This is a genomic window from Stenotrophomonas sp. STEN013 (genome assembly GCF_056760355.1).
Window position 1 is genome coordinate 46667 of record NZ_JBRREO010000007.1, and the last position, 20874, is coordinate 67540.

The 20874-nt window shown below is 67.7% G+C and carries 15 protein-coding genes, 2 pseudogenes and 1 riboswitch; of the genes and pseudogenes, 10 read left to right on the forward strand and 7 right to left on the reverse strand.

Annotation, left to right across the window (positions count from 1 at the left end):
• Window positions 1–9: 9 nt before the first annotated feature.
• Window positions 10–104: riboswitch (S-adenosyl-L-homocysteine riboswitch) on the reverse strand.
• A 114-nt stretch (window positions 105–218) separates the two neighbouring features.
• Together ACVOMH_RS13410 and ppc are read left to right on the forward strand one after the other, a co-directional pair.
• Complete coding sequence (locus tag ACVOMH_RS13410; protein ID WP_481552275.1) at window positions 219–2729, forward strand: alpha/beta hydrolase family protein; 2511 nt, start codon at window positions 219–221, stop codon at window positions 2727–2729.
• A gap of 177 nt (window positions 2730–2906) precedes the next feature.
• Window positions 2907–5618 carry a phosphoenolpyruvate carboxylase gene (ppc, locus tag ACVOMH_RS13415; protein WP_481552276.1) on the forward strand — a complete coding sequence of 904 codons (2712 nt, stop codon included), beginning with the start codon at window positions 2907–2909 and terminating at the stop codon, window positions 5616–5618.
• Window positions 5619–5671: 53 nt separating this feature from the next.
• Here the strand turns inward: ppc and ACVOMH_RS13420 are convergent, their stop codons facing one another.
• The 4 genes from ACVOMH_RS13420 to metK form a co-directional block, all read right to left on the reverse strand.
• Window positions 5672–6190, reverse strand: coding sequence for an acyl-CoA thioesterase (locus ACVOMH_RS13420; RefSeq protein WP_481552277.1), 519 nt, complete (start codon window positions 6188–6190; stop codon window positions 5672–5674).
• 113 nt (window positions 6191–6303) lie between these two features.
• Window positions 6304–6546 (reverse strand): phosphatidate cytidylyltransferase, encoded by a 243-nt coding sequence (locus ACVOMH_RS13425; protein ID WP_481522760.1) that lies wholly within the window; start codon window positions 6544–6546, stop codon window positions 6304–6306.
• 18 nt (window positions 6547–6564) lie between these two features.
• Complete coding sequence (locus ACVOMH_RS13430) at window positions 6565–8124, reverse strand: SDR family NAD(P)-dependent oxidoreductase (protein ID WP_481552311.1); 1560 nt, start codon at window positions 8122–8124, stop codon at window positions 6565–6567.
• A 126-nt stretch (window positions 8125–8250) separates the two neighbouring features.
• Entirely contained in the window at window positions 8251–9486 is a 1236-nt protein-coding gene (metK, locus tag ACVOMH_RS13435) for a methionine adenosyltransferase (RefSeq protein ID WP_481552278.1), read from the reverse strand.
• A 487-nt stretch (window positions 9487–9973) separates the two neighbouring features.
• Here metK and ACVOMH_RS13440 point away from each other — a divergent pair.
• The 8 genes and pseudogenes from ACVOMH_RS13440 to ACVOMH_RS13475 form a co-directional block, all read left to right on the forward strand.
• A pseudogene (locus tag ACVOMH_RS13440) lies at window positions 9974–10207 on the forward strand (bifunctional ornithine lipid synthase OlsF); the annotation flags it as partial.
• Window positions 10208–10317: 110 nt separating this feature from the next.
• Window positions 10318–10647, forward strand: a pseudogene (locus ACVOMH_RS13445) (UDP-2,3-diacylglucosamine diphosphatase); the annotation flags it as partial.
• Window positions 10648–10770: 123 nt separating this feature from the next.
• Window positions 10771–12102 carry a TolC family protein gene (locus ACVOMH_RS13450; RefSeq protein ID WP_481552279.1) on the forward strand — a complete coding sequence of 444 codons (1332 nt, stop codon included), beginning with the start codon at window positions 10771–10773 and terminating at the stop codon, window positions 12100–12102.
• Entirely contained in the window at window positions 12099–13109 is a 1011-nt protein-coding gene (locus ACVOMH_RS13455) for an HlyD family secretion protein (protein ID WP_481552280.1), read from the forward strand. The genes ACVOMH_RS13450 and ACVOMH_RS13455 overlap by 4 nt, the downstream gene beginning before the upstream one ends.
• Entirely contained in the window at window positions 13094–14257 is a 1164-nt protein-coding gene (locus ACVOMH_RS13460) for an ABC transporter permease (RefSeq protein ID WP_481552281.1), read from the forward strand. The genes ACVOMH_RS13455 and ACVOMH_RS13460 overlap by 16 nt, the downstream gene beginning before the upstream one ends.
• The gene (locus ACVOMH_RS13465) at window positions 14254–15366 is read left to right on the forward strand and encodes an ABC transporter permease (protein WP_481552282.1); all 1113 of its coding nucleotides are present in this window, start codon (window positions 14254–14256) and stop codon (window positions 15364–15366) included. The genes ACVOMH_RS13460 and ACVOMH_RS13465 overlap by 4 nt, the downstream gene beginning before the upstream one ends.
• Window positions 15367–15394: 28 nt before the next feature.
• A complete protein-coding gene (locus ACVOMH_RS13470; RefSeq protein WP_481552283.1) occupies window positions 15395–16468 on the forward strand; it encodes a metal-dependent hydrolase in 1074 nt (357 codons plus the stop codon).
• Window positions 16469–16608: 140 nt separating this feature from the next.
• Window positions 16609–17208, forward strand: a complete 600-nt coding sequence (locus tag ACVOMH_RS13475) for a nitroreductase family protein (protein ID WP_481552284.1) — start codon at window positions 16609–16611, stop codon at window positions 17206–17208.
• Window positions 17209–17331: 123 nt separating this feature from the next.
• Here the strand turns inward: ACVOMH_RS13475 and dusB are convergent, their stop codons facing one another.
• From dusB to ACVOMH_RS13490, 3 genes are all read right to left on the reverse strand, one after another.
• Window positions 17332–18330: a tRNA dihydrouridine synthase DusB gene (gene dusB / locus ACVOMH_RS13480; protein ID WP_481552285.1), complete on the reverse strand. Its 999-nt coding sequence runs from the start codon at window positions 18328–18330 to the stop codon at window positions 17332–17334.
• 102 nt (window positions 18331–18432) lie between these two features.
• Entirely contained in the window at window positions 18433–19383 is a 951-nt protein-coding gene (locus tag ACVOMH_RS13485) for a ribokinase (protein WP_481552286.1), read from the reverse strand.
• Between the two features lie 29 nt (window positions 19384–19412).
• A complete protein-coding gene (locus ACVOMH_RS13490; RefSeq protein WP_481522766.1) occupies window positions 19413–20711 on the reverse strand; it encodes a NupC/NupG family nucleoside CNT transporter in 1299 nt (432 codons plus the stop codon).
• Window positions 20712–20874 lie beyond the last annotated feature (163 nt).

The following is a 20874-nucleotide window of genomic DNA, read 5'->3' on the forward strand; positions in this document are numbered from 1 at the left end:
CAGGCTCGCGTTCGCCGGGCGCCGTTGTTGCATGGAAGCCGCCCGAGCCTGGCCGTGACGCGAGCCCCGGTGGGGTCGGTACGGTCGCAGCGCCCCTCGGAGCGGGGGGGCGATTATATCGCGGCGCGGTCGTCGCGCCGGCAGCCCAACCAAAGGCAGGGGAGAACGGCGACAGAGATTGTTAAGTTGTCTGATCGCCTCTGTTGTTAAGGATTGTCATGACCAAATCCCCCGCCCGCCGCGCCAAGCGCGCTTCGGCCGTGCTGGTGCTGTGCGCCGGCCTGTTGCTCTCGGTACCGCCGGTAATGGCGTTGGCCCCTCCGCCGGCGCAGAAGGCCACCCAGGGCGAGGGCTACCGGCTCCCGTCGGCCGCCTTGCAGGCGGTGGTGGATGCCCCGCGTGCGCCGACCCTGAGCCTGTCGCCCAGGCGCGATCTGGCGGCGATGCTGCAGACCCCGCCGTTGCCGTCCATCGCCCAGGTGGCGGCCCCGGAGCTGAAGCTGGCTGGGCTGCGGATCAATCCGAAGACGGTGTCTGACAGCCGCTTCTCGTTCGGCAGCAAGTTGTGGCTGATCTCCACCGTGGACGGCGCCGAGCGCCAGATCAGTGGCCTGCCGCAGCCGCTGTCGGTGGCCTCGCTGGCGTGGTCGCCGGACCAGAAGTACCTGGCGTTCAACCAGGTCGATCCGGCCAGCGGTGCCAACGAGCTGTGGCTGGTGGATGTAGGCACGGCCAGCGCGCGCCGGGTGGCGCAGGATCTGAACAGCATCGTCGGCAACGGCTATGCGTGGTTGCCGGGTGGCACGGAACTGCTGGTGATGCAGCGTCCGGCCGGGCGCGGCGCGCCGCCGGCCAGTGATGGCGTTCCGACCGGCCCGGCGGTGCAGCAGACCGAGGCCGGGCAGGGCGTGCGCTCGGTGCGCACCTACCAGGACCTGCTCAAGAACGAGGACGACGCGCGCCTGTTCGAGTACTACCTGCAGGCGCAGCCGATGCGGGTGGCGATCAACGGCCAGGCCACCCCGGTCGGCGCGGTGGGCATCTATCTGGGCCTGGCGGCCTCGCCGGACGGCAACTACCTGCTCAGCCAGCGGGTGCAGCGGCCGTTCTCCTACGCGGTGCCGGTGAGCCGGTTCCCGCGCAACATCGAAGTGCTCGATGCGCAGGGCAAGCTGGTGCATACCGTGGCGCGGCTGCCACTGGTCGATGGCCTGCCCACCGGCAATGACGCGGTGCCCACCGGCGTGCGCTCGATCAGCTGGCGTGCCGATGCGGCGGCCACGCTGGTGTGGGCCGAGGCGCAGGATGGCGGTGATCCGTCGCGTGACACGGCGATCCGCGATGCAGTGCTGATGCAGGCCGCGCCGTTCGACAAGCCGCCGGTGACGCTGGCGCAGCTGGGCTCGCGCTATGCCGGTATCACCTGGGGCCGTGGCGACCTGGCATTGCTGGACGAATCGTGGTGGAAGACCCGCCAGGTCAAGCAGTGGAAGATCGCCCCGGACCATCCCGAACAGGCCCCGGTGCTGCTGTCGGCGCGTTCGGACGATGACCGTTACGGCGATCCGGGCGAGCCGGTGCTGCAGGCCGATGCGGCCGGCCGCTCGCGGCTGCAGCTCAGCGCCGATGGCAACAGTTTCTACCGCATCGGTGCCGGCGCCTCGGCCGAGGGCGATCGCCCGTTCCTGGACAAGGTGGACCTGCACAGCGGCAAGGCCGAGCGTCTGTTCCACTCGCAGGCGCCGTACTACGAGATGCCGCTGGCGCTGATCGACGGTGAAAGCCCGCGTGTGCTGAGCTACCGCGAATCCAACGACGTGCCGGCGAACCTGTTCGCCCGTGGCCTGGACGCCGATGCCACGCCGCGGCAGCTGACCCGCTTCGCGCACCCGCTGCCGGCTCTGCGTGGGGTGAAGAAGGAGCAGATCCGCTACCAGCGCAACGACGGGGTGGCACTGACCGGCGACCTGCTGCTGCCGCCGGGCTACGACCCGAAGAAGGATGGCCCGCGGCCGCTGCTGATGTGGGCCTACCCGGCCGAGTTCAAATCGGCCGAGGACGCCAGCCAGGTCACCGGTTCGCCGCACCGCTTCAACGCGGTCAGCTACTGGGGGCCGCAGGCGTTCCTTGCCAAGGGCTACGTGGTGCTCAGCGCACCGACCATGCCGATCATCGGCGAGGGCGATGCCGAACCCAACGACACCTATATCGAGCAGCTGGTGGCTAGCGCGCAGGCGGCGGTGGACGAGGTGGTCAAACGCGGTGTCGCCGACCGCGAACGTATCGCCATCGGCGGGCACTCCTACGGCGCGTTCATGACCGCCAATCTGCTCGCGCATACGCGTCTGTTCAAGGCCGGTATCGCCCGTTCCGGTGCCTACAACCGCACGCTGACCCCGTTCGGTTTCCAGGCCGAAGAGCGCAACTACTGGCAGGCGCAGGAGGTGTATCTGAAGATGTCGCCGTTCAACTACGCGCAACAGATCAAGGACCCGATCCTGTTCATCCATGGGGCCGAGGACAACAACTCCGGCACCTTCCCGCTGCAGAGCGAGCGCATGTTCGCCGCGGTGAAGGGGCTGGGGGGCACCTCGCGGCTGGTGATGCTGCCCAATGAATCGCACGCCTACCGCGCGCGCGAATCGATCATGACCATGCTGGCGGAAAGCGAGGAGTGGCTGGACAAGTGGCTGGCCGCGCCGGCCAGTACCGGTGGCAAGAAACGCTGACGTTCCAGCGACAGCGGATGTCCACAACGGGGCGCTTGCGCCCCGTTGTGCTGTCTGCCGGGACAGTGGCTGGACAAGGTGCAGATGCAACTGTTTCAGCCATGATGCACTGCAAAAACCGGCGATTTTTTGGGGTAGGCTTGGGGCGTTTCCGCTCTCAAGGCTCCACGTCCCAGGATGAACGAGTACCGCAGCAGCGTTGTCTTCGCCACCCCCGATCTGCCGTTGCGCGACGATGTGCGCCGCCTCGGTGCCCTGGTCGGCGACCTTCTGTCCGAGCAGGTATCGCCGGACTTTCTTGATGAAGTGGAAGCGGTGCGCACGGCGGCGATCGCGCGTCGTGAAAGCCAGGGCCCGCTGGCAACACTGAGCACGCAGCTGCAGGGCCGCGCACCGCGCGAGGCCGAGGCGCTGGTGCGTGCGTTCAGTACCTACTTCCAGGTGGTGAACATCGCCGAGCGCGTACACCGCATCCGCCGCCGCCGCGACTACCAGCGTGCCGGCACCAAGCGTCCGCAGCCCGATGGCCTGCACGATGCGCTGCTGCAGCTCAAGGCGCAGGGCGTGTCGCTGGAGGAGCTGGCGCAGTGGTTGCCGCGGATCGATATCGAGCCGGTCTTCACCGCGCACCCGACCGAGGCGGTGCGCCGCGCGCTGCTGGAAAAAGAACAGCTGATGGTGGCCGCGCTGGTGGACAACCTCGATGGCCAGCGCACGCCCGGCGAGCAGGCCGCCGATGCCGCGCGCTTCCGCATGGCGCTGACCGCCTCGTGGCAGACCGCCGATTCCTCGCCGGTGCGGCCGAGCGTGGATGACGAGCGCGAGCATGTCGGTTTCTATCTCACCCGGGTGCTGTACCGGGTGATGCCGGTGTTCTACGAGTCGCTGGAACAGGCGCTGCTGGACACCTGGGGCCGCACGTTGCCGCTGCCGCGGCTGGTGCGCTTCGGCACCTGGGTCGGCGGCGACATGGACGGCAATCCCAATGTGGATGCGACCACCATCACCGCCACCTTGAACGCGCAGCGCAACGCCGTGCTCGGCCTGTATCTGAAGGACATGTTGGCGCTGGCCAGCCTGCTCAGCCAGTCCACCGACCTGGTCGGCGTCAGCGCCGACGTGCTGGCCCGTGTCGAGCAGTACCACCAGCTGCTGCCGCAGGTGCAGTCGCGCCCGCGCCATGCCGACATGCCGTACCGGCTGCTCAACGACCGCATGCGGGCGCGGCTGCAGGCCACGCTGGAAGATGCACCCGGCGCCTATGCGTCGCCGGCGGAATTTGCCGCCGACCTGCAGCTGATCCTGGACAGTCTGGAGGCCAACAAGGGCAAGCACGCCGGCTGGTTCTCGGTACGCCGTCTGCTGTGGCGGGTACGTACCTTCGGCTTCCATCTGGCACGGCTGGATGTGCGCCAGGAATCGAGCGTGCATGCGCGTGCGCTGGCCGACGTGCTCGGTGGTCAAGACCGTTTCGATGCGTTGGACGATGCCGCGCGCGCGGCGCTGCTCTCGCCCTATGCGGCTGGCAGTGCCTCACTGGAGCGCGGCGGTGATGAGGCCGGGCAGCGCCTAGACAAGGTGTTCGCCGCGCTGGCCGATGCCCGCCGTCGCCATGGCGCCGATGCGCTGGGCAGCTACATCATCTCCATGGCGCACGACCGCGGCGACGTGCTGGCGGTGCTGGCACTGGCCCGGCGCGGCGGTCTGGTCGATGCGGAAGATGCGGTGCCGCTGGATATCGCGCCGCTGTTCGAGACCGTGGACGATCTGCAGCGCGGTACCGCGACACTGCGCGACCTGCTGGCCGATCCGGTCTATCGCGCCCATCTGGCGGCGCGTGATGACGTGCAGATGGTGATGCTGGGCTATTCGGACAGCGGCAAGGACGGCGGCATCGCCGCGTCGCGCTGGGGCCTGCAACAGGCGCAGGTGGACCTGCTCGAAGCCGCCGCCGCCTACGGCGTGAAGCTGACCTTCTTCCACGGCCGTGGCGGTTCGATCAGCCGCGGCGGCACCAGGACCACGCATGCGGTCAACGCCTCGCCGCGCGGCAGCATCGATGGCCGCCTGCGGGTGACCGAGCAGGGCGAGGTGATCCATCGCAAGTACGGCATCCGCGCGCTGGCGCTGCGCTCGCTGGAGCAGTCGGCCGGCGCGGTGCTGCGCGCCAGCCTCCGCCCGCGTGCGGGCGAACCGCGCGAGGCGCAGTGGATCCCGGTGATGGAGACCGTCGCGGCTGAAAGCTCGCGCGCCTACCGCGCCTTCGTTGGCGATGCGCGGTTCATGGACTATTTCCGCAATGCGACGCCGATCGATGTGATCGAGCGGATGACGCTGGGCTCGCGGCCGTCGCGGCGGCTGGGCCAGGACGCGGCGCTGTCCAACCTGCGGGCGATTCCGTGGGTGTTCGCCTGGAGCCAGGCGCGCGCGGTGATTCCCGGCTGGTTCGGCGTGGGCAGCGGGCTGCAGGCCGCCGCCGATGCCGGCCATGAGGAGCGGCTGCGCGAGATGGCGCACGACTGGCCGTTCTTCGAGACCTTCCTTGATGACATGGCGATGGTGCTGAGCAAGGGTGATATCCATATCGCCGAGCAGTTCTCGCAGCTGGCCGGGCCGCTGCACGGGCACTTCTTCCCGCTGATCCGCGAGGAGCTGGCGTTGACCGCGCACTGGGTCAAGCGCCTGAGCGGGCAGCAGGAACTGCTCGAGCACGATCCGCGGCTGGCCCTGTCGATCCGCCTGCGCAATCCCTACATCGACCCGATCAGCGCCTTGCAGGTGGATCTGCTCAGGCGCTGGCGCGAGAGCGGGCGCGAGGACGAGGCGCTGTTGCGCGCACTGGTGGCCTGCGTCAACGGCGTTTCCCAAGGCGTGCAGAACACCGGCTGATCCATCGCCGGAAGGCGCCGGCCGGGTAGCAGTTCCGGTCGGCGTTCCGGTTTTTAAGCCTCCACCGCCAGGTCGGCGGCGCCGGACGGATTGTGCTTGAGCAGCTCCAGGTGGCGCTGCTCCATCTCCTGGCGCAGCTGGCGGCGGAGCTGTGCGGCGGCGAAGCGGCGCTTCTCATCGCTGGTTTCCGGTTGCAGCGGCGGCACCGGGGTCGGCCGGCCCTCGTCATCGACCGCCACCATCGTGAAGAAGCAGCTGTTGGCATGGCGCACGCTGGCCTTGCGGATGTCCTCGGCCACCACCTTGATGCCCACCTCCATCGACGAGGTGCCGGTGTAGTTCACCGAGGCCAGGAAGGTCACCAGTTCGCCGACGGCAATGGGCTGGCGGAACGTCACCTGGTCCACCGACAGGGTGACCACGTAGTTGCCGGCATAGCGGCTGGCGCAGGCATAGGCGACCTGGTCGAGCAGGCGCAACACCGCGCCGCCGTGCACCTTGCCGGAGAAGTTGGCCATCTCCGGGGTCATCAGCACGGTCATCGACAACTGGTGGGAGATGGGTTCGGACATGGTGGGCACCGCGACGACAGGGCCCGCAGGCTACTCCACCCGGGCGCGGGACGGGTAATCCGGCGCGGAAAGAGGGCGGTGTCACAGCCCCTGTCCCGACGCAGCGGCCACCGTCACTGGAAGTGGCGGCGCACCCCGTGGAAGCCCCCCGGCGTGGCGAACCGCAGCGTGTCCCGCCGGTCCAGCATGCCGCCCGGGCCCTCGATCCTCTGTCCCCGGTGCCTGGCGTCGAGGCTGCGCTTGAGCGCCGATCCGCCAGGGACGCCGCGCTGCACGATCCGCAGCGACCGCGTGGCCGACGGCCATTGCCGGTGGCGCAGGCGAGCCGGCCGGAGGCCCGGCCCGTCCAGCACCACCGCGGCGCCGGCGGCCGCTTACCAGTGCGTGGGCTGGTAGTCCTTCAGGAACTGGCCCCACACGTGCTCGCCGGTGTTGAAGCCGTGGATGATCGGGTCGACGATGCGCGCGGCGCCATCGACGATATCCAGCGGCGGATGGAAGCGCTCCTCGGCGGTCTTGCGGGTGGCCAGCTCGATCGGATCCTCGTCGGTAACCCAGCCGGTATCCACGCTGTTCATATGGATGCCGTCGCCGTGGTAATCGGCCGCCGCGGTGCGCGTCATCATGTTCAACGCGGCCTTGGCCATGTTGGTATGCGGATGCTTGGTGGTCTTGAAGTTGCGGTAGAACTGCCCTTCCATCGCCGAGACGTTGACGATGTGCTTGTCGCGATTGGGCGTGCGCAGCATCAGCGGCTTCAGCCGCGCATTGAGGATGAACGGCGCCACCGCGTTGACCAGCTGGGTTTCCAGCAGTTCCACCGCCGGCACCTCGTGCATCTGCAGACGCCAGGAGTTGCGTCCGCGCAGATCGACCTGCTGCAGGTCCTTGTCCAGCCGGCCTTCCGGGAACAGGTGCTTCTGGCCCAGCAGTTCCTCGGCCAGCAAGGGCACCTGCGACAGCGCCGGTGCGTGGGTCAGCCCCGGGGCCTCGGACAGGCCGTGCAGCGCGGCCGAGCTCAGGGCGGTGGCTTCGGGCAGCAGGTCGTGGCTGCGCAGCCCTTCGAAATTGCCCAGCAGCTTGCGCACGTGTTCGGGTGTCTGCGCCATGCTGGCGGTTTCGGCCTCCATCATGTGCGCGTAGAACTCCGGCGGGCGGCGCACGGTCTGGCAGGCGTTGTTGATGATGAAGTCCAGCCGCGAATACTTGCCGGCCACTTCACTGCAGAACGCTTCCACGCTGGGGGTATGGCGCAGATCCAGCCCGAATACCTCCAGGCGATGGCCCCACACCGCGAAATCCGGTTCCTGCGCATAGCGGGCGGCCGAATCGCGCGGGAACCGGGTGGTGACGATCAGGTGCGCGCCAGCACGCAGCAGCTTCAGACCCGCCTGGAAGCCGATCTTGACCCGGCCACCGGTGAGCAGCGCCACGCGCCCGCCCAGATCGGCCAGCTCGGTGCGCTTGGCGAAATTGAAGTCCGCGCAGCGTGTGCACATCTGGTCGTAGAAGTGGTGCAGCCGCGTGTACTTCTGCTTGCACACATAGCAGTGGCGCAGCTCCGGGGATTCCAGCGGTTCGCGTTCGGGCTCGCGCGGATCGTGCGCCAGCCGGTTCTGCTGGTCGAAATTCTGCGGCGGGAAATAGTTCGGCGTGCTGAACACCGGTTTGCTGCGCAGGGTGCGGATGCCGGTCTGTTCCAGCAGTGCATCGGCCTTGCGCAGTTTCTCGGCATGCTGCGCGCGCTGTTCGAGCTTGGCCTTCTGGCGGCGGAACTTCGGCGCCGGGTTGGCGATGCTGGCCACGGCCTTGTACAGCCGCGCGCGCTGCTCGGCCGGCCATGCATCGAGCACGGTACGGTCCTCGGCGACGGTTTCCAGCACAGCCAGCAGTCCGTCCGTGTCGGGAGCGGCGCTGTCGCTGGCGGGCGGCAGCGTGGTCGGCGGGTGGTGCGGGTCGGTGCATTCGCTCACGGGGGGATCCTGTACGGCAGTTCAGTTGCGGGCCAAAAAAACGGGCCGCTTGCGCGGCCCGTTCCGGTCACTGGCAGTGCCAGTTTATTACTTCAGCTTGGCGGCCTTGCGCAGCGCCTCGGCGCGGTCGGTCTTCTCCCAGGAGAAGGCGGTCGCGGTCTGGCTCTTGCCCTCGCCATCGACGTAGCTGAATTCCTTCGGCTTGCGGCCGAAGTGGCCGTAGGCGGCGGTCTGCTGGTACATCGGGTGGATCAGATCCAGCATCTTGATGATGCCGTACGGACGCAGGTCGAAGTGCGCACGGATCAGCTTCTCGATCTGCGCGTCGGCGACCTTGCCGGTGCCGAAGGTGGTGACCGAGATCGAAGTCGGCTCGGCCACGCCGATGGCGTAGGAAACCTGCACTTCGCACTTGTCCGCCAGGCCGGCAGCCACGACGTTCTTGGCCACGTAGCGGGCGGCGTAGGCGGCCGAACGGTCAACCTTGGACGGATCCTTGCCCGAGAACGCACCGCCACCGTGACGGGCCATGCCGCCGTAGGTGTCGACGATGATCTTGCGGCCGGTCAGGCCGCAGTCGCCGACCGGGCCGCCGATGACGAAGATGCCGGTCGGGTTGATGTGGATCTTGTTCTTCGGCAGCGCGTCCAGCCACGCCTTGGGCAGCACCGGCTTGAGGATGTGCTCGCGCACGGCCTCGATCAGGTCCTTCTGCTTCACGCCCGGGTCGTGCTGGGTGGACAGCACCACCGCGTCCAGGCCTTCGATCTTGCCGTTGTCGCCATAGCGCAGGGTGACCTGGCTCTTGGCGTCCGGGCGCAGCCACGGCAGCGGCGAGTTCTTCTTGTTGCGGACCTTGGCCTGCTGCTCGACCAGACGGTGCGAGTAGTAGATCGGGGCCGGCATGAATTCCGGCGCCTCGTTGCAGGCATAGCCGAACATCAGGCCCTGGTCGCCGGCGCCCTGTTCTTCCGGCTTCTTGGTCTTCTTGCCCGAACCGTCCACGCCGGCGGCGATGTCCGGCGACTGCTTGCCGAGCATGTTGATGATCGCGCAGGTGTGGCCGTCGAAGCCGACGTCGGAATTGTTGTAGCCGATGTCGTTGATGACCTTGCGGGTCAGTTCTTCGATATCGACCCACGCCGAGGTGGTGACTTCGCCGGCGACGATGGCCGCACCGGTCTTGACCATGGTTTCGCAGGCCACGCGGGCGCGCTTGTCCTGGGTCAGGATTGCGTCCAGCACCGCGTCGGAGATCTGGTCGGCAATCTTGTCCGGATGGCCTTCGGAGACCGATTCGGAGGTGAACAGGTAGCTGGACATCGGGCTATATATCCCTTGATTCGGATGGAAAGATGGCCGCGGATGATACACGGTTGGTCGGGTGACGGAATAGTGCCGTTACCGCCGTTGCCATCCGGTTAAGGCGGGGTCACCGAACGGCCGCAAAACTGCAATCGGCCTGCCTTGTGGCGGGCGCAGGCTCCCGGCCACTCGGCCGTCAGGGAGACTTCGCCCTGCAGCAGACCGCGCATCGCCTGCAGCAACGCTATCCCGATGGGCTCCACGGCCCGCGCCGGCATCTGGCCAAGCCGCTATTACACACAATGCAACGCTGGTCACGTTTTGAGTGGCTGGGCGCCTTCCTGCAGCGCAGTGCCGGGCTGCAGGGCTTGGCCTTCGTCAGCTCGGCGCTGATCCCGGCCAGCGGGAGGCTGCTGATCGTCGCCAATCACCCGTCCGGTGCGTTGGACGCACTGGCCCTGCTGGACGCGGTGGGCGCAGCGACGTGCGGTTCATCGCCAACGGCATGCGGCTGGAGCTGGAGCCGCTGCGCGAGCTGCTGCTACCGGTCGCATCCTCGGCGGCTGTGCCCCAGCGGGCCAGACTGCAGGGGGTGGAACAGGCGCTGCAGGCCGAACAGTGCGTGATCGTATTCCCGGCCGGCGAAGTCTCCCGGCTGTCACGGCAGGGCATCCGCGACGGCCGCTGGAACCGCGGTTTCGTCCATTTCGCCCGTACCTGCGACACGCCGGTGCTGCCGGTGCGGGTGCAGGCGCGCAATTCGCTCTTGTTCCACGGTGCATCGGCGCTGTTCAAGCCGGCCTGTACCGCCTTGCTGGCGCGGGAGATGCTTGCCCGCCGCAAGCGACCGCTGCGCGGCGTCGGCTTGGCTTGCGTTACTGGTCGCTGCCGGAGTTCCTCAAGCGGCAGAGCGGTGCGGCCGAGCGCTATATCGCGCGTTTCGTGCAGGCCGGACTGGCCGACGTGCGCCGGGGCGTGTTGGACGGGATTGACTGCGGCCATATCCATCGCGCAGCGCTGGTTGAGCGCGCTGGCCTGATCTACGCCAATGACGGCGACTGGGTGGAAAGCCTGACTGTGCTGGCCGAGGACCCGGATTGCAGTCTGCGCCTGCGCGATCATTCCGGGCGCAGCCTCGCCTGCCTGCCGGGAGCTGTGAGGCTGGCGCAGGCGTCCTGAGTGCCCGGCTGACTTCTTCCTCACCCGGTGGGCGGCTATGCTGGGGCCAGCCAGCGAGCAGGGAGTATCGGGGTGGCAGGCAAGCAACCAGCATCGGTCGCGATAGGGTTGTGTGTGCTTTGGATGCTGCTGGCGCCGCTGCCGGCAGCGGCCGCCGAAGCGGTGCCCGCGTTGAGTTACGAACAGGCGCGGCAGCGGCTGGAGCAGGTATCCGATGCGCTGGCCGCCGCCGATGCCGGGGTGCGCAACAAGCAGGACCTGCAGGACGCCAGCCGTTACCTGCGGCTGCCGGAAATCACCGCCGACGTGCGCCGCATGCAGTTCCGGAAAACCCTGAGCCTGCCGCTGGGCTCGTTGGCGCCGGTTGCCGAGGCCTTCGGCATCGAGTCGCCGCTGCAGTTCGGCGAGCGTGACTGGCGTACCCGCCCTATCGTCACTGCCAGCGTGCCGTTGTACAGCGGTGGCTTGATACCCGCCGCGCAGGGGGCCGCGCAGGCAGCCACTGAACTGGCACAGGCCGATCGTGAACTACAGCGGCAGTCGCTGTCGCTGCAGCTGGTGCAGGCCTACTTCGGCCAGCAGCTGGCCGAGCAGGCGGTGCAGGTGCGTCGCGATGTGCGTGATGGCCTGCAGCGGCATCTGGAAGATGCGCAGAAGCTCGAACGCGAGGGCTTCGCCACCAAGGCGCAGCGGTTGCAGGCGAATGTCGCTCGCGACAAGGCCGAGCGTGACTACCAGAAGGCGGTCAACGATCTGTCGACCCTGCAACAGGCGTTGGCGACGTTGTTGCGCAGCGGTGGCGCGGTCGCCACCACCTCGCCGCTGTTCGTGATCAACGGCCCGGTCGGCGCGCGCGAGGAGTTCGAGCGCAGCGCGCAGCAGCGGCATCCGCAGATCGGCCGGCTGCGCGCACTGACTGCACAGGCCGAGCAGGGTGTGCGTGCGCAGCAGGCCAAGCTCAAGCCGCAGATCTATCTGTTCGGCCAGTACGACCTGCGCCGTCGCGACGCGCTGCTGACCGATGCCGACTGGGCGTTCGGCATCGGCCTGCGCTACACCTTCCTGTCGCCGACGGCGCGGCCGCTGCAGGTCAGTGCGGCGCGCGCGCAGCTGGATCAGGCGCAGTCGGGGCTGAGCGAAGTGGAGAACCAGTTGCAGCTCGGCGTAGGCAAAGCCTGGAACGAACTGGAGACCGCGCGCACGCAGTTCCAGCTGCTGGACAGCAGCATCGCCCAGGCTGAGGAGAACCAGCGGCTGCAGGAGCTGTCTTTCCGTGAAGGCCAGTCCACCTCGCTAGACGTGATCGACGCGCGCTTGGCGCTGGGCGGCGCACAGGTGGAACGGGCGCAGGCCGCCTATCAATTCGACGTGGCGCTGGCGCAGTTGCTGGAAGTGAGCGGGCAGCTGCAACGTTTTGATGACTACCGCCAACGCGCGGACCAGGTGCTGGAATGAGCGATTCGCTGCAGGTGGAAACCAGCCCGCGGCAGCGCCGCGTGCTTCTGATTGCCGGCGTGGTACTGCTGGTGCTGGTGGCAGTCGGCCTGTGGCTGGGCCTGCGCAGCCCGCCGGACCAGGTGCAGGGCATGGCCGATGCCGACAACGTCAATGTCGCCGCCAAGGTTACCGCGCGCTTGCGGCAGCTGCATGTGCGCGAAGGCGACCGGGTGAGCGCCGGGCAGGTGCTGTTTGAACTGGACAGCCCGGAGGTGGCGGCCAAGGAGCGCCAGGCCGATGCGGTAGTGGCCGCGGCCAAGGCGATGGCGGCCAAGGCCGAGGAGGGCGCGCGCAGCGAGGACATCCGTGCGGCCGAGGCCAACTGGAAGCGCGCGGTGGCTGGCGCGGAGCTGGCCACCAGCACGTTTAGGCGGCTCGACAACCTGTATGCCGAGGGCGTGGTGAGCCGGCAGAAGCGCGACGAGGCGCAGGCCCAGGCGCGCAGTTCCAACGAACTGGCGCGGGCGGCGCGGGCGCAGTATGACCAGGCTTTGGCCGGTGCACGGGTCGAGGACAAGGAGGCCGCGCAGGCGCAGGTACGGCAGGCCGAAGGTGCAAAGGCGGAGGTTGACGCGGCCCGCCAGGAAACCGAGGGCCGCGCACCGCTGGCGGGCGAGGTGGGCAAGCGCATGGCCGACATCGGCGAGCTGGTGCCGGCCGGCTATCCGGTGTTCACCCTGGTCGACATCGACCACATGTGGGTGGCGCTGAACCTGCGCGAGGACCAGATGAACGGGCTCAAGCCGGGCGCCCGCCTGCACGGCACAATGCCGGCACTGCAGGGACGCACTGCCACGTTCGAGGTCTACTTCATCAGCCCGGCCGGTGACTACGCTACCTGGCGCAGCACCCGTCAGTCGTCGGGCTATGACGTGCGTAGTTTTGAAGTGCGGGCGCGGCCGCAGCAGCCGATCGAGGGGTTCCGGCCGGGCATGAGCGTGCTGTTTGCATGGCCGCAGGACTGACACCAGGCAAGGCCTTCGCCGCCTCGCTGCGACGCGAGCTGCAGCACTGGCGCAACGAGCGCTGGGAGCTGGCGCTGGTGACGGTGCTGCCACTGCTGCTGATGGCGCTGATGATGTGGTTGTTCTCCGGCTCTGTGCTGCGGCAGGTGCCGATCGCCTTGGTTGACCTGGACCACAGCCCGATCAGTCGTGGCCTAGCCCGCGCCATCGACGACAGCCCTGGTGTGCAGGTGGCAACCGAGCCGGCATCGCTGCAGCAGGCGCAGGCACAGCTGCGCGCGCTGGAGGTGTTTGCCATCGTGCTGCTGCCGCGCGACCTGAGCCGGCGCGCGCTGCGCGGTGAACCGGCGCCGGTCTATGCGTTCTACAACGCCACCTACATGGCCACCGGGCAATCGGCCGGGCGTGATATCGCCGACGCGGTGAGTGCCTACAACGCGCGCCTGCTTACCGGGCAGATCGGCCTGCAGGTTGGCCCGGCAAAATTGCGCGGCGCACCGGTCACGGTGCAGGCCACGGTGTTGTACAATCCGGCGCGCAGCTACGAGTTGTTCCTGCTGCCGCTGATTTTCCCGGCCATGTTGTCGTTGCTGGCGGCGCTGTCGGCCGGTGCCGCGTTTGGTCGCGAGCAGCGCGACGGCCTGCTTGGCGGCTGGCTGCAGCAGCGGCCGTGGGCGGCTATGGTCGGCAAACTTTTTCCCTATGTCGCGCTGTTCTCGCTGTACGGCGCGCTGGGGGTGATGTACCAGGCCTATGTGCGCGGCGATGGTGTGGCTGGCAGCCTGTGGCTGATGTTGCTGGCGCAACCGCTGTTCTACCTGGCCAGCTGCAGTTTCGCGCTGCTGTTCATCGCGGTGACCCGTGACATGTGCACCGGGCTGTCGGCGGTCGGTCTGACCATCGGTACCGCGCTGGCGTTTTCCGGGGCCACCTTTCCGGTGGTCGAAGCCCCGCTGTTCACCCGTGTCTGGAACATGCTGCTGCCGCTCACCGCCTATGTGCAGGTGCAGATGCAGCAGTTGTTCATGGGCGCGCCGTGGCAGGTATCGCTGCGCCCGCTGACGATATTGCTGTTGATGACAGTATTGGCCGGCGGGCTGGGTGCAGGCCTGCTGCTGCGTGCGGCACGCCAGCAGGCGCGCGCGTGAGCGGCTTCATGGCCAGCTTCCGGCTCACCCTGCAGGCGATGTTCGCCGACCCGGCGGCGCGCACGGTGATGATAGGCGCGGTGCTGCTGTACTCGTTCTTCTACCCGGCGGCCTACCGTCACCAGGTTGCCAGTGACCTGCCGGTCGCCGTGGTGGATGCTGACCACAGTGCGACCAGCCGCGAGCTGATCCGGCATGTGGATGCGCTGCGCGCGGTGCGGGTGGTCAGCCAGCCGACCGATCTGGGCCAGGCCCGGCAGCAGCTGCTGGCTGGCCAGGTGGATGGAATCGTGCTGATCCCGCAACGGCTGGAGCGCGACATCCTGCGTGGCGGCAGCGGCCAGGTGGTGTTGTTGGGAAATGGTGCCTACCTGAGTCGGGCCAGCGCCATCCTCAATGGGCTGGCCGACGGCATCACCGGCTTTGGTCGCCAACAGGCGATGCGCCAGGCGGCCTTCATGGGCGCACCGCCGGCGGCACCGCTACAGCTGGTGCAGCGGCCGCTGTACAACACCCGCGAAGGCTATGGCAGCAGCGTGGTGCCCGGGGTATCGGAGCTGATCGTGCACCAGACGCTGTTGCTCGGCATCGGCGTACTGCTGGGCAGCCGTCGTGCGCAGTTGGGCAGGCGGCTGCAGTTCGACCTGCCGACCCTGCTGGGCATGGCCATGGCTTTTACCGTGGTGGCTGTGTGCGGGCTGCTGTACTACGTCGGTTTCACTGCCTGGGCGCAGGACTATCCGCGCGGCGGCAACATCACCGGACTGCTGTTGGCAGTGCTGTTGTTCGCGTTGGCGACGGTGCCGTTCGGGATTTTCATCGCCAGCTTCTTCGACACCCGCGAGCGGGCGTTCCAATACGTCACCGCGGTTTCGATCCCGCTGTTCTTCCTGTCCAACCTATCGTGGCCGGCCATCGCCTCACCGCCAACCCTGGTGGCGCTGGCCAAGTTGTTGCCTACCACCGCCGGCATCAATGCCATCGTCCGCACCCAGCAGTTGGGCGCGCGCCTGCCTGAGATCGGTGGCGAGCTGCTCAACCTGCTGTTTCTGGCCTTGCTGTACAGCGGGCTGATGCTGTGGCGTCTGCATGGCCGGCGGCAGGGCTGAGCGCAGCGCCGGCTGCTAGCATCGGCGTATGGATTCCCTCAGTCAGATCGTTCTCGGCGGCGCTGTCGCTGCCGCTGTCGCGCCCGCCGGCCATCGCCGCGCGGCCTTGTTGGCCGGTGCCGCACTGGGCACTTTGCCCGACCTCGATGGCCTGTTCATCGCGGCGTTCACCGACAATCCGGTCACATTGATGACGGTGCACCGCAGTTTCAGCCATTCGCTGCTGGTGCTGCCGCTGTTGGGCACGCTGATCTGGTGGTTGTACCACCGCTTCGGCCAAGGCCGGGTGGCCGCAGCCCCGGTGCGCTGGTGGTGTGCGATCGTGCTGGCGCTGGTCACCCATCCGCTGCTGGATGCCTTCACCGTCTACGGCACCCAGTTGTGGTGGCCGCTGACCCCGGCACCGGCGATGTGGTCGAGCGTGTTCATCATCGATCCGCTGTACACCGTGTGGCTGCTGCTGGCCTGCGTGATCGCCTGGTTCGCGCACGTGCGGCCGCTGGCACAGCGGGCACTGCTGGCGGGGTTGCTGCTCAGCACCGGGTATCTGGGCTGGTCGCTGGTGGCCAAGGCGCAGGTGGACCGTGCCGCCGAACAGGCGCTGGCAGGTATGGGGTTGGCCGATGCGCCGCGGTTCTCGGTGCCAATGCCGTTCAACACCCTGCTGTGGCGGGTGGTGGCGATGACCCCCGGCGGCTATGTGGTCGGTGACCGCTCGCTGTGGGCCGACCACGGGCCGATGCAGTTCAGCGGTTACCCCTCCAACGTGCAGGCTTTGCGCCAGGCCGGCGAGGTGCCGGCGGTGCAGCGCCTGAACTGGTTCAACCGCGGCTTCATGCGCGCGCAGGTGCAGGGCGGGGAGCTGGTGCTCAGCGATCTGCGCATGGGCCTGGAGCCGGACTACAACTTCACGTTCGCCGTGGCCCGGATTGATGGGGAGGGCTGGCAGGCGATTGCGCCGCGCCAGCTCAGGCCGGTCTACCGGGAGCAGGGTGGGCGTGCGCTGCTGAAACAGCGCCTGGGCGAGGCGTGGCAGCGGATCTGGACGGCTCCACCGGTGGCGGAAGCGGCTGGCCCCGGGGTGGCGGAGCGTGTCAGGTAGCCAGTCACCGGCTCGCGTTCTGAATTTGAAACAAATTATGCCTTTTAGGGTGATTGTTCTGATTTTGCTGGCAAATAAAATGGGGGCCATCAAGCAGGAATCGGCGATGGTGCCGGTCCGCTTCTCCCAAGGAACCGACCATGAACAGCCAAGCCATCTCCCTGTACAAGAAGCGCCGCTCGCAATACGCCCTCGGCAAGACCCTGCCGATCAGCCAGAACGACACCGCCAGCCTGATCAAGCACGCCGTGCGTGAAGCGCCGTCGGCGTTCAATGCGCAGTCGGCGCGGGCGGTGATCCTGTTCGGTGCCGAAAGCCAGAAGTTCTGGGACCTGACCCGGGACGAGCTGCGCAAGATCGTGCCGGCCGAGGCCTTCGAGGGCACCAGCAACAAGATCGACAGCTTCGCCGCCGGTGCCGGTACCGTGCTCTTCTTCGTCGACAGCGACGTGGTCAAGGGCCTGCAGGCGCAGTACCCGCTGTATGCCGAGAACTTCCCGATCTGGGGCGAGCAGTCCAACGGCATGGCCCAGTTCGCCGTGTGGACCGCGCTGGCCGACGCCGGTATCGGCGCCAGCCTGCAGCACTACAACCCGCTGGTGAACGAGGCGGTGCGCGAGCACTGGGGCATTCCGGCCAGCTGGATCCTGCGTGCGCAGATGCCGTTCGGCTCCCATGAAGCCGCGTTCGGCGAGAAGAGCTATATCGAGGACGAAGCCCGCTTCAAGGTGTTCGGCTGATCGACCGCAGCGCGTTTCTCTCCCCCGCGCGCTGATGTCCCTGCCGGAAGCCCGCCAGTCCTGCTGGCGGGCTTTTTCATGGGTGAACCTCTGGCGCCCCGCGCTGACCCGGTCTGCGCCGGATCAGGCCGCTGGCGACAGGGCCGGCCGCTCGCCGGCAATCAGCGCGTCGAAATAGTCGCCGGTCAGGCGCAGCTGTGCATCGGCGGTCTCGGCGGCGTTGACCACCGCACGGAAAGCCGTGTTCTCCGGGCGGTCCCTGGCGTACCAGCCCAGATGCTTGCGGGCGATGCGTACGCCCTGTTGTTCGCCATAGAAAGCGTGCAGGTCGGTGAGATGCCCCAGCAGGATGCCGCGGACCTCGGCCAATGACGGCGGCGGCAGCTCCTGGCCGGTGGCCAGGTAGTGGGCGATCTCGCGGAAGATCCACGGCCGGCCCTGCGCGGCGCGGCCAACCATCACCGCATCGGCGCCTGTGTGTTTGAGCACCTGCTCGGCCTTGTGCGGCGAATCCACATCGCCATTGGCCAGCACCGGAATGTCCAGCATCGCCTTGATCGCGGCGATGGTGTCGTACTCGGCCGTGCCGGTGTAGTGCTGGTCGCGGGTGCGGCCGTGGATGGCCAGCGCTTTGATGCCGCTGTCCTGCGCGATGCGGGCGATGGCCGGGGCGTTGCGCACCTGCGCGCACCAGCCGGTGCGGATCTTCAGCGTCACCGGCACGTCCACCGCGGCCACCACCGCTTGCAGGATGCGCGCCACCAGCGCCTCGTCGCGCATCAGCGCCGAGCCGGCCCAGGCGTTGCAGACCTTCTTGGCCGGGCAGCCCATGTTGATGTCGATGATCTGCGCGCCGTGGTCGACGTTGTAGCGTGCCGCCTCGGCCAGCTGCGCAGGCTCGGTACCTGCGATCTGCACGCTGATCGGCGCCGGTTCACCGGCGTGGTCCATGCGGTGGATCGACTTGCGGGTGGTCCAGAAGCGCGGATCGGAGATGGTCATCTCCGAGGCGGCCAGGCCCGCGCCCAGGCGCTTGCACAGCTGCCGGAACGGCTTGTCGGTGACGCCGGCCATGGGCGCGAGCACCACGTTCGGTGCGATGGTGTAGGGGCCAATCTGCATGGGGCTATTGTAGGTGGTGGGCCGTGGGGCGGTGGCTGAACGCCGGGGCGGACAGCACAACGGCCCGTCGCCGGGCCGTTGTGGGTGCAACCTTCAGGCCGCTCAGGCCTCGGCTGGGGTCAGCCGTGGCATCGACAGCGCGGCGCCTTCCTTCTCGGTGGAGCGGGCCGCGTACTGGTTGGCAAACCGCACGTGGGTCATGAACGCCGCTTCCGGCGCCTGTGCCAGCGAGGAGGACAGCGCGCCGTTGAACGCATCACCGGCACCGGTGGTATCGACCACCTGCACCGATTCGGCGCCGATGCGGTAATAAGGCTGGGTATCGCCGCGCATGGTGTCCTCATCGTGCGAGACGAACACGCCCACCGCGCCCAGCGTCACCACCACGGTGCCGCCCGACAGCAGCCGGCACAGGGCGTGCAGACGCGCGCCGTCCAGCGTGGCCACGTCGTCGGCCTCCACGCGCTCGCCCACATGGCGGCCGAGCAGGGCCGAGAACTCGGTCTCGTTCGGGGTCAGCACGTCGGCCAGCTTGAGCAGGCCGATGCTCGAGGGAGCATTGGCCGGAGCCGGATTGAGCACGGTCAGCACGCCGCTCTCGCGGGCGATGCCCAGTGCCGATTCGATCGATTCCACCGGTGATTCCAGCTGCGCCAGCAGCACCTTCGCGTTGCCGATCAGGGCGCGGTTGGTGGCCATGAACCCGCTGCTCAGCGAGGCATTGGCGCCGGCGCCGATGACGATGGAGTTGCGGCCGCGCGCATCGACATAGATGCCGGCGGTGCCGGTGGGCTCGCTGCTGGCTTCTGCCACCAGTGCCAGGCCGTCGGCGGCGGCCAGCTGGCGCGCCAGGGCTCCGCCGGCGTCCTCGCCCAAGGCGCAGACAAAGTGGGTGTCCGCGCCGGAACGGCACGCGGCAACGGCCTGGTTGAAACCCTTGCCGCCGGGACCGGTACTGTAACGGCCGGCAATGGTCGCCCCTGGCGCGGGCAGGGCATCGCAGCGCCAGACGTGGTCGACATTGAAGGAACCGGCAACAACTACAGAACTCATGGAATCCATATCTCGAAAGTGGCTGGGGATCAGCCGAAATGGGTCAGCACGCCGGCGATGGTGGCCGTCATCAAGGTGGCGATGGTGCCACCGAGCACGGCGCGCAGGCCGAACTTGGCCAGGTCCTGGCGACGCTCCGGGGCCAGTCCGCCGATACCGCCGATCTGGATGGCGATCGAGCTGAAGTTGGCGAAACCGCACAGCGCGTAGGTGGCGATCAGGCGGCCTTCATCACTCAGGACCACGCCAGCGACGTTGCCCTTGATGATCTCCGACAGCTCCAGATAGGCCACGAACTCGTTGATCACCAGCTTCTGGCCGATCAGCGAACCGACCGTGGTGGCATCGGCCCACGGGGTGCCGATCACCCAGGCGATCGGCGCCAGCACGTAGCCGAAGATCGTGGACAGGTTGGTCGGCTTGCCGATCATCTGGGCCAGACCGGTGACTTCACCGACCCAGGTCAGTGGCGCGTTGAGCAGCGCGATCAGGGCGATGAAGGCCAGCAGCATCGCGCCGATGTTCAGCGCCAGACGCAGGCCATCGCCCGCACCGGCGGCGGCGGCGTCGATGATGTTGGAGGAGGTTTTCTCAACTTCCATCTTCACCGTGCCCCGGGTCAGCGGGGTGCCGGTTTCTGGGATCAGCACCTTGGCGATCACCAGCGTGGCCGGGGCGGCCATGATCGAGGCGGCCAGCAGATGCTTGGCGTAGAACGCCTGCGCCGCCGGATCGCCCGCGCCCAGCATGCCCACGTAGGCGGCCAGCACACCGCCGGCGATGTGCGCCATGCCGCCGATCATCATCGTGATCAGTTCGGACTGGGTCATCTTGGAGATGTACGGGCGCACGGTCAGCGGCGCTTCGGTCTGGCCGATGAACACACTGGCGCAGACGCTGGTGGTTTCGGCGCCGGACACGCGCATGATCTTGGTGATGGCCCAGGCCATGGCCTTGACGATGGCCTGCATCACGCCCAGGTGGTACATCACGCCCATCAGCGCGGAGAAGAAGATGATCGTGGGCAGCACCTGGAAGGCGAAGATGAAGCCGTACTTGGGTACATCCATCAGGCTGCCGAAGATGAAGCTGGAGCCCTCATTGACGAAACTCAGGATCTTGACGAAGCCCTGGCCCAGCCAGTCGAACACGTCACGGCCGCCGGGAACCAGCAGCACCAGTGCGGCAAAGGCCACCTGCAACGAGATACCGGTGGCCACCAGCCTCCAGTCCACCGCTTTCTTGTTGTTGGAAAACAGCCAGGTGATGCCCAGAAGCACCGCCAGGCCGAACAGGCCGAAGCCGATCCTGCCAAAACCTTCGACCATGAGTAATCCCCGGGCGTGCCCGCAAAAGACGCAAGCCTAGAGCAGCGGCCTATGTCGGGCAAGAATTAACAGGGGATGCGCCTGCAATTGCGGCGATTGCGCCGATCTCGGCAAGGTTCGCGGCCTGGCCTGGTATCCGCGGCCCGTTACACTCTGGGCCGTT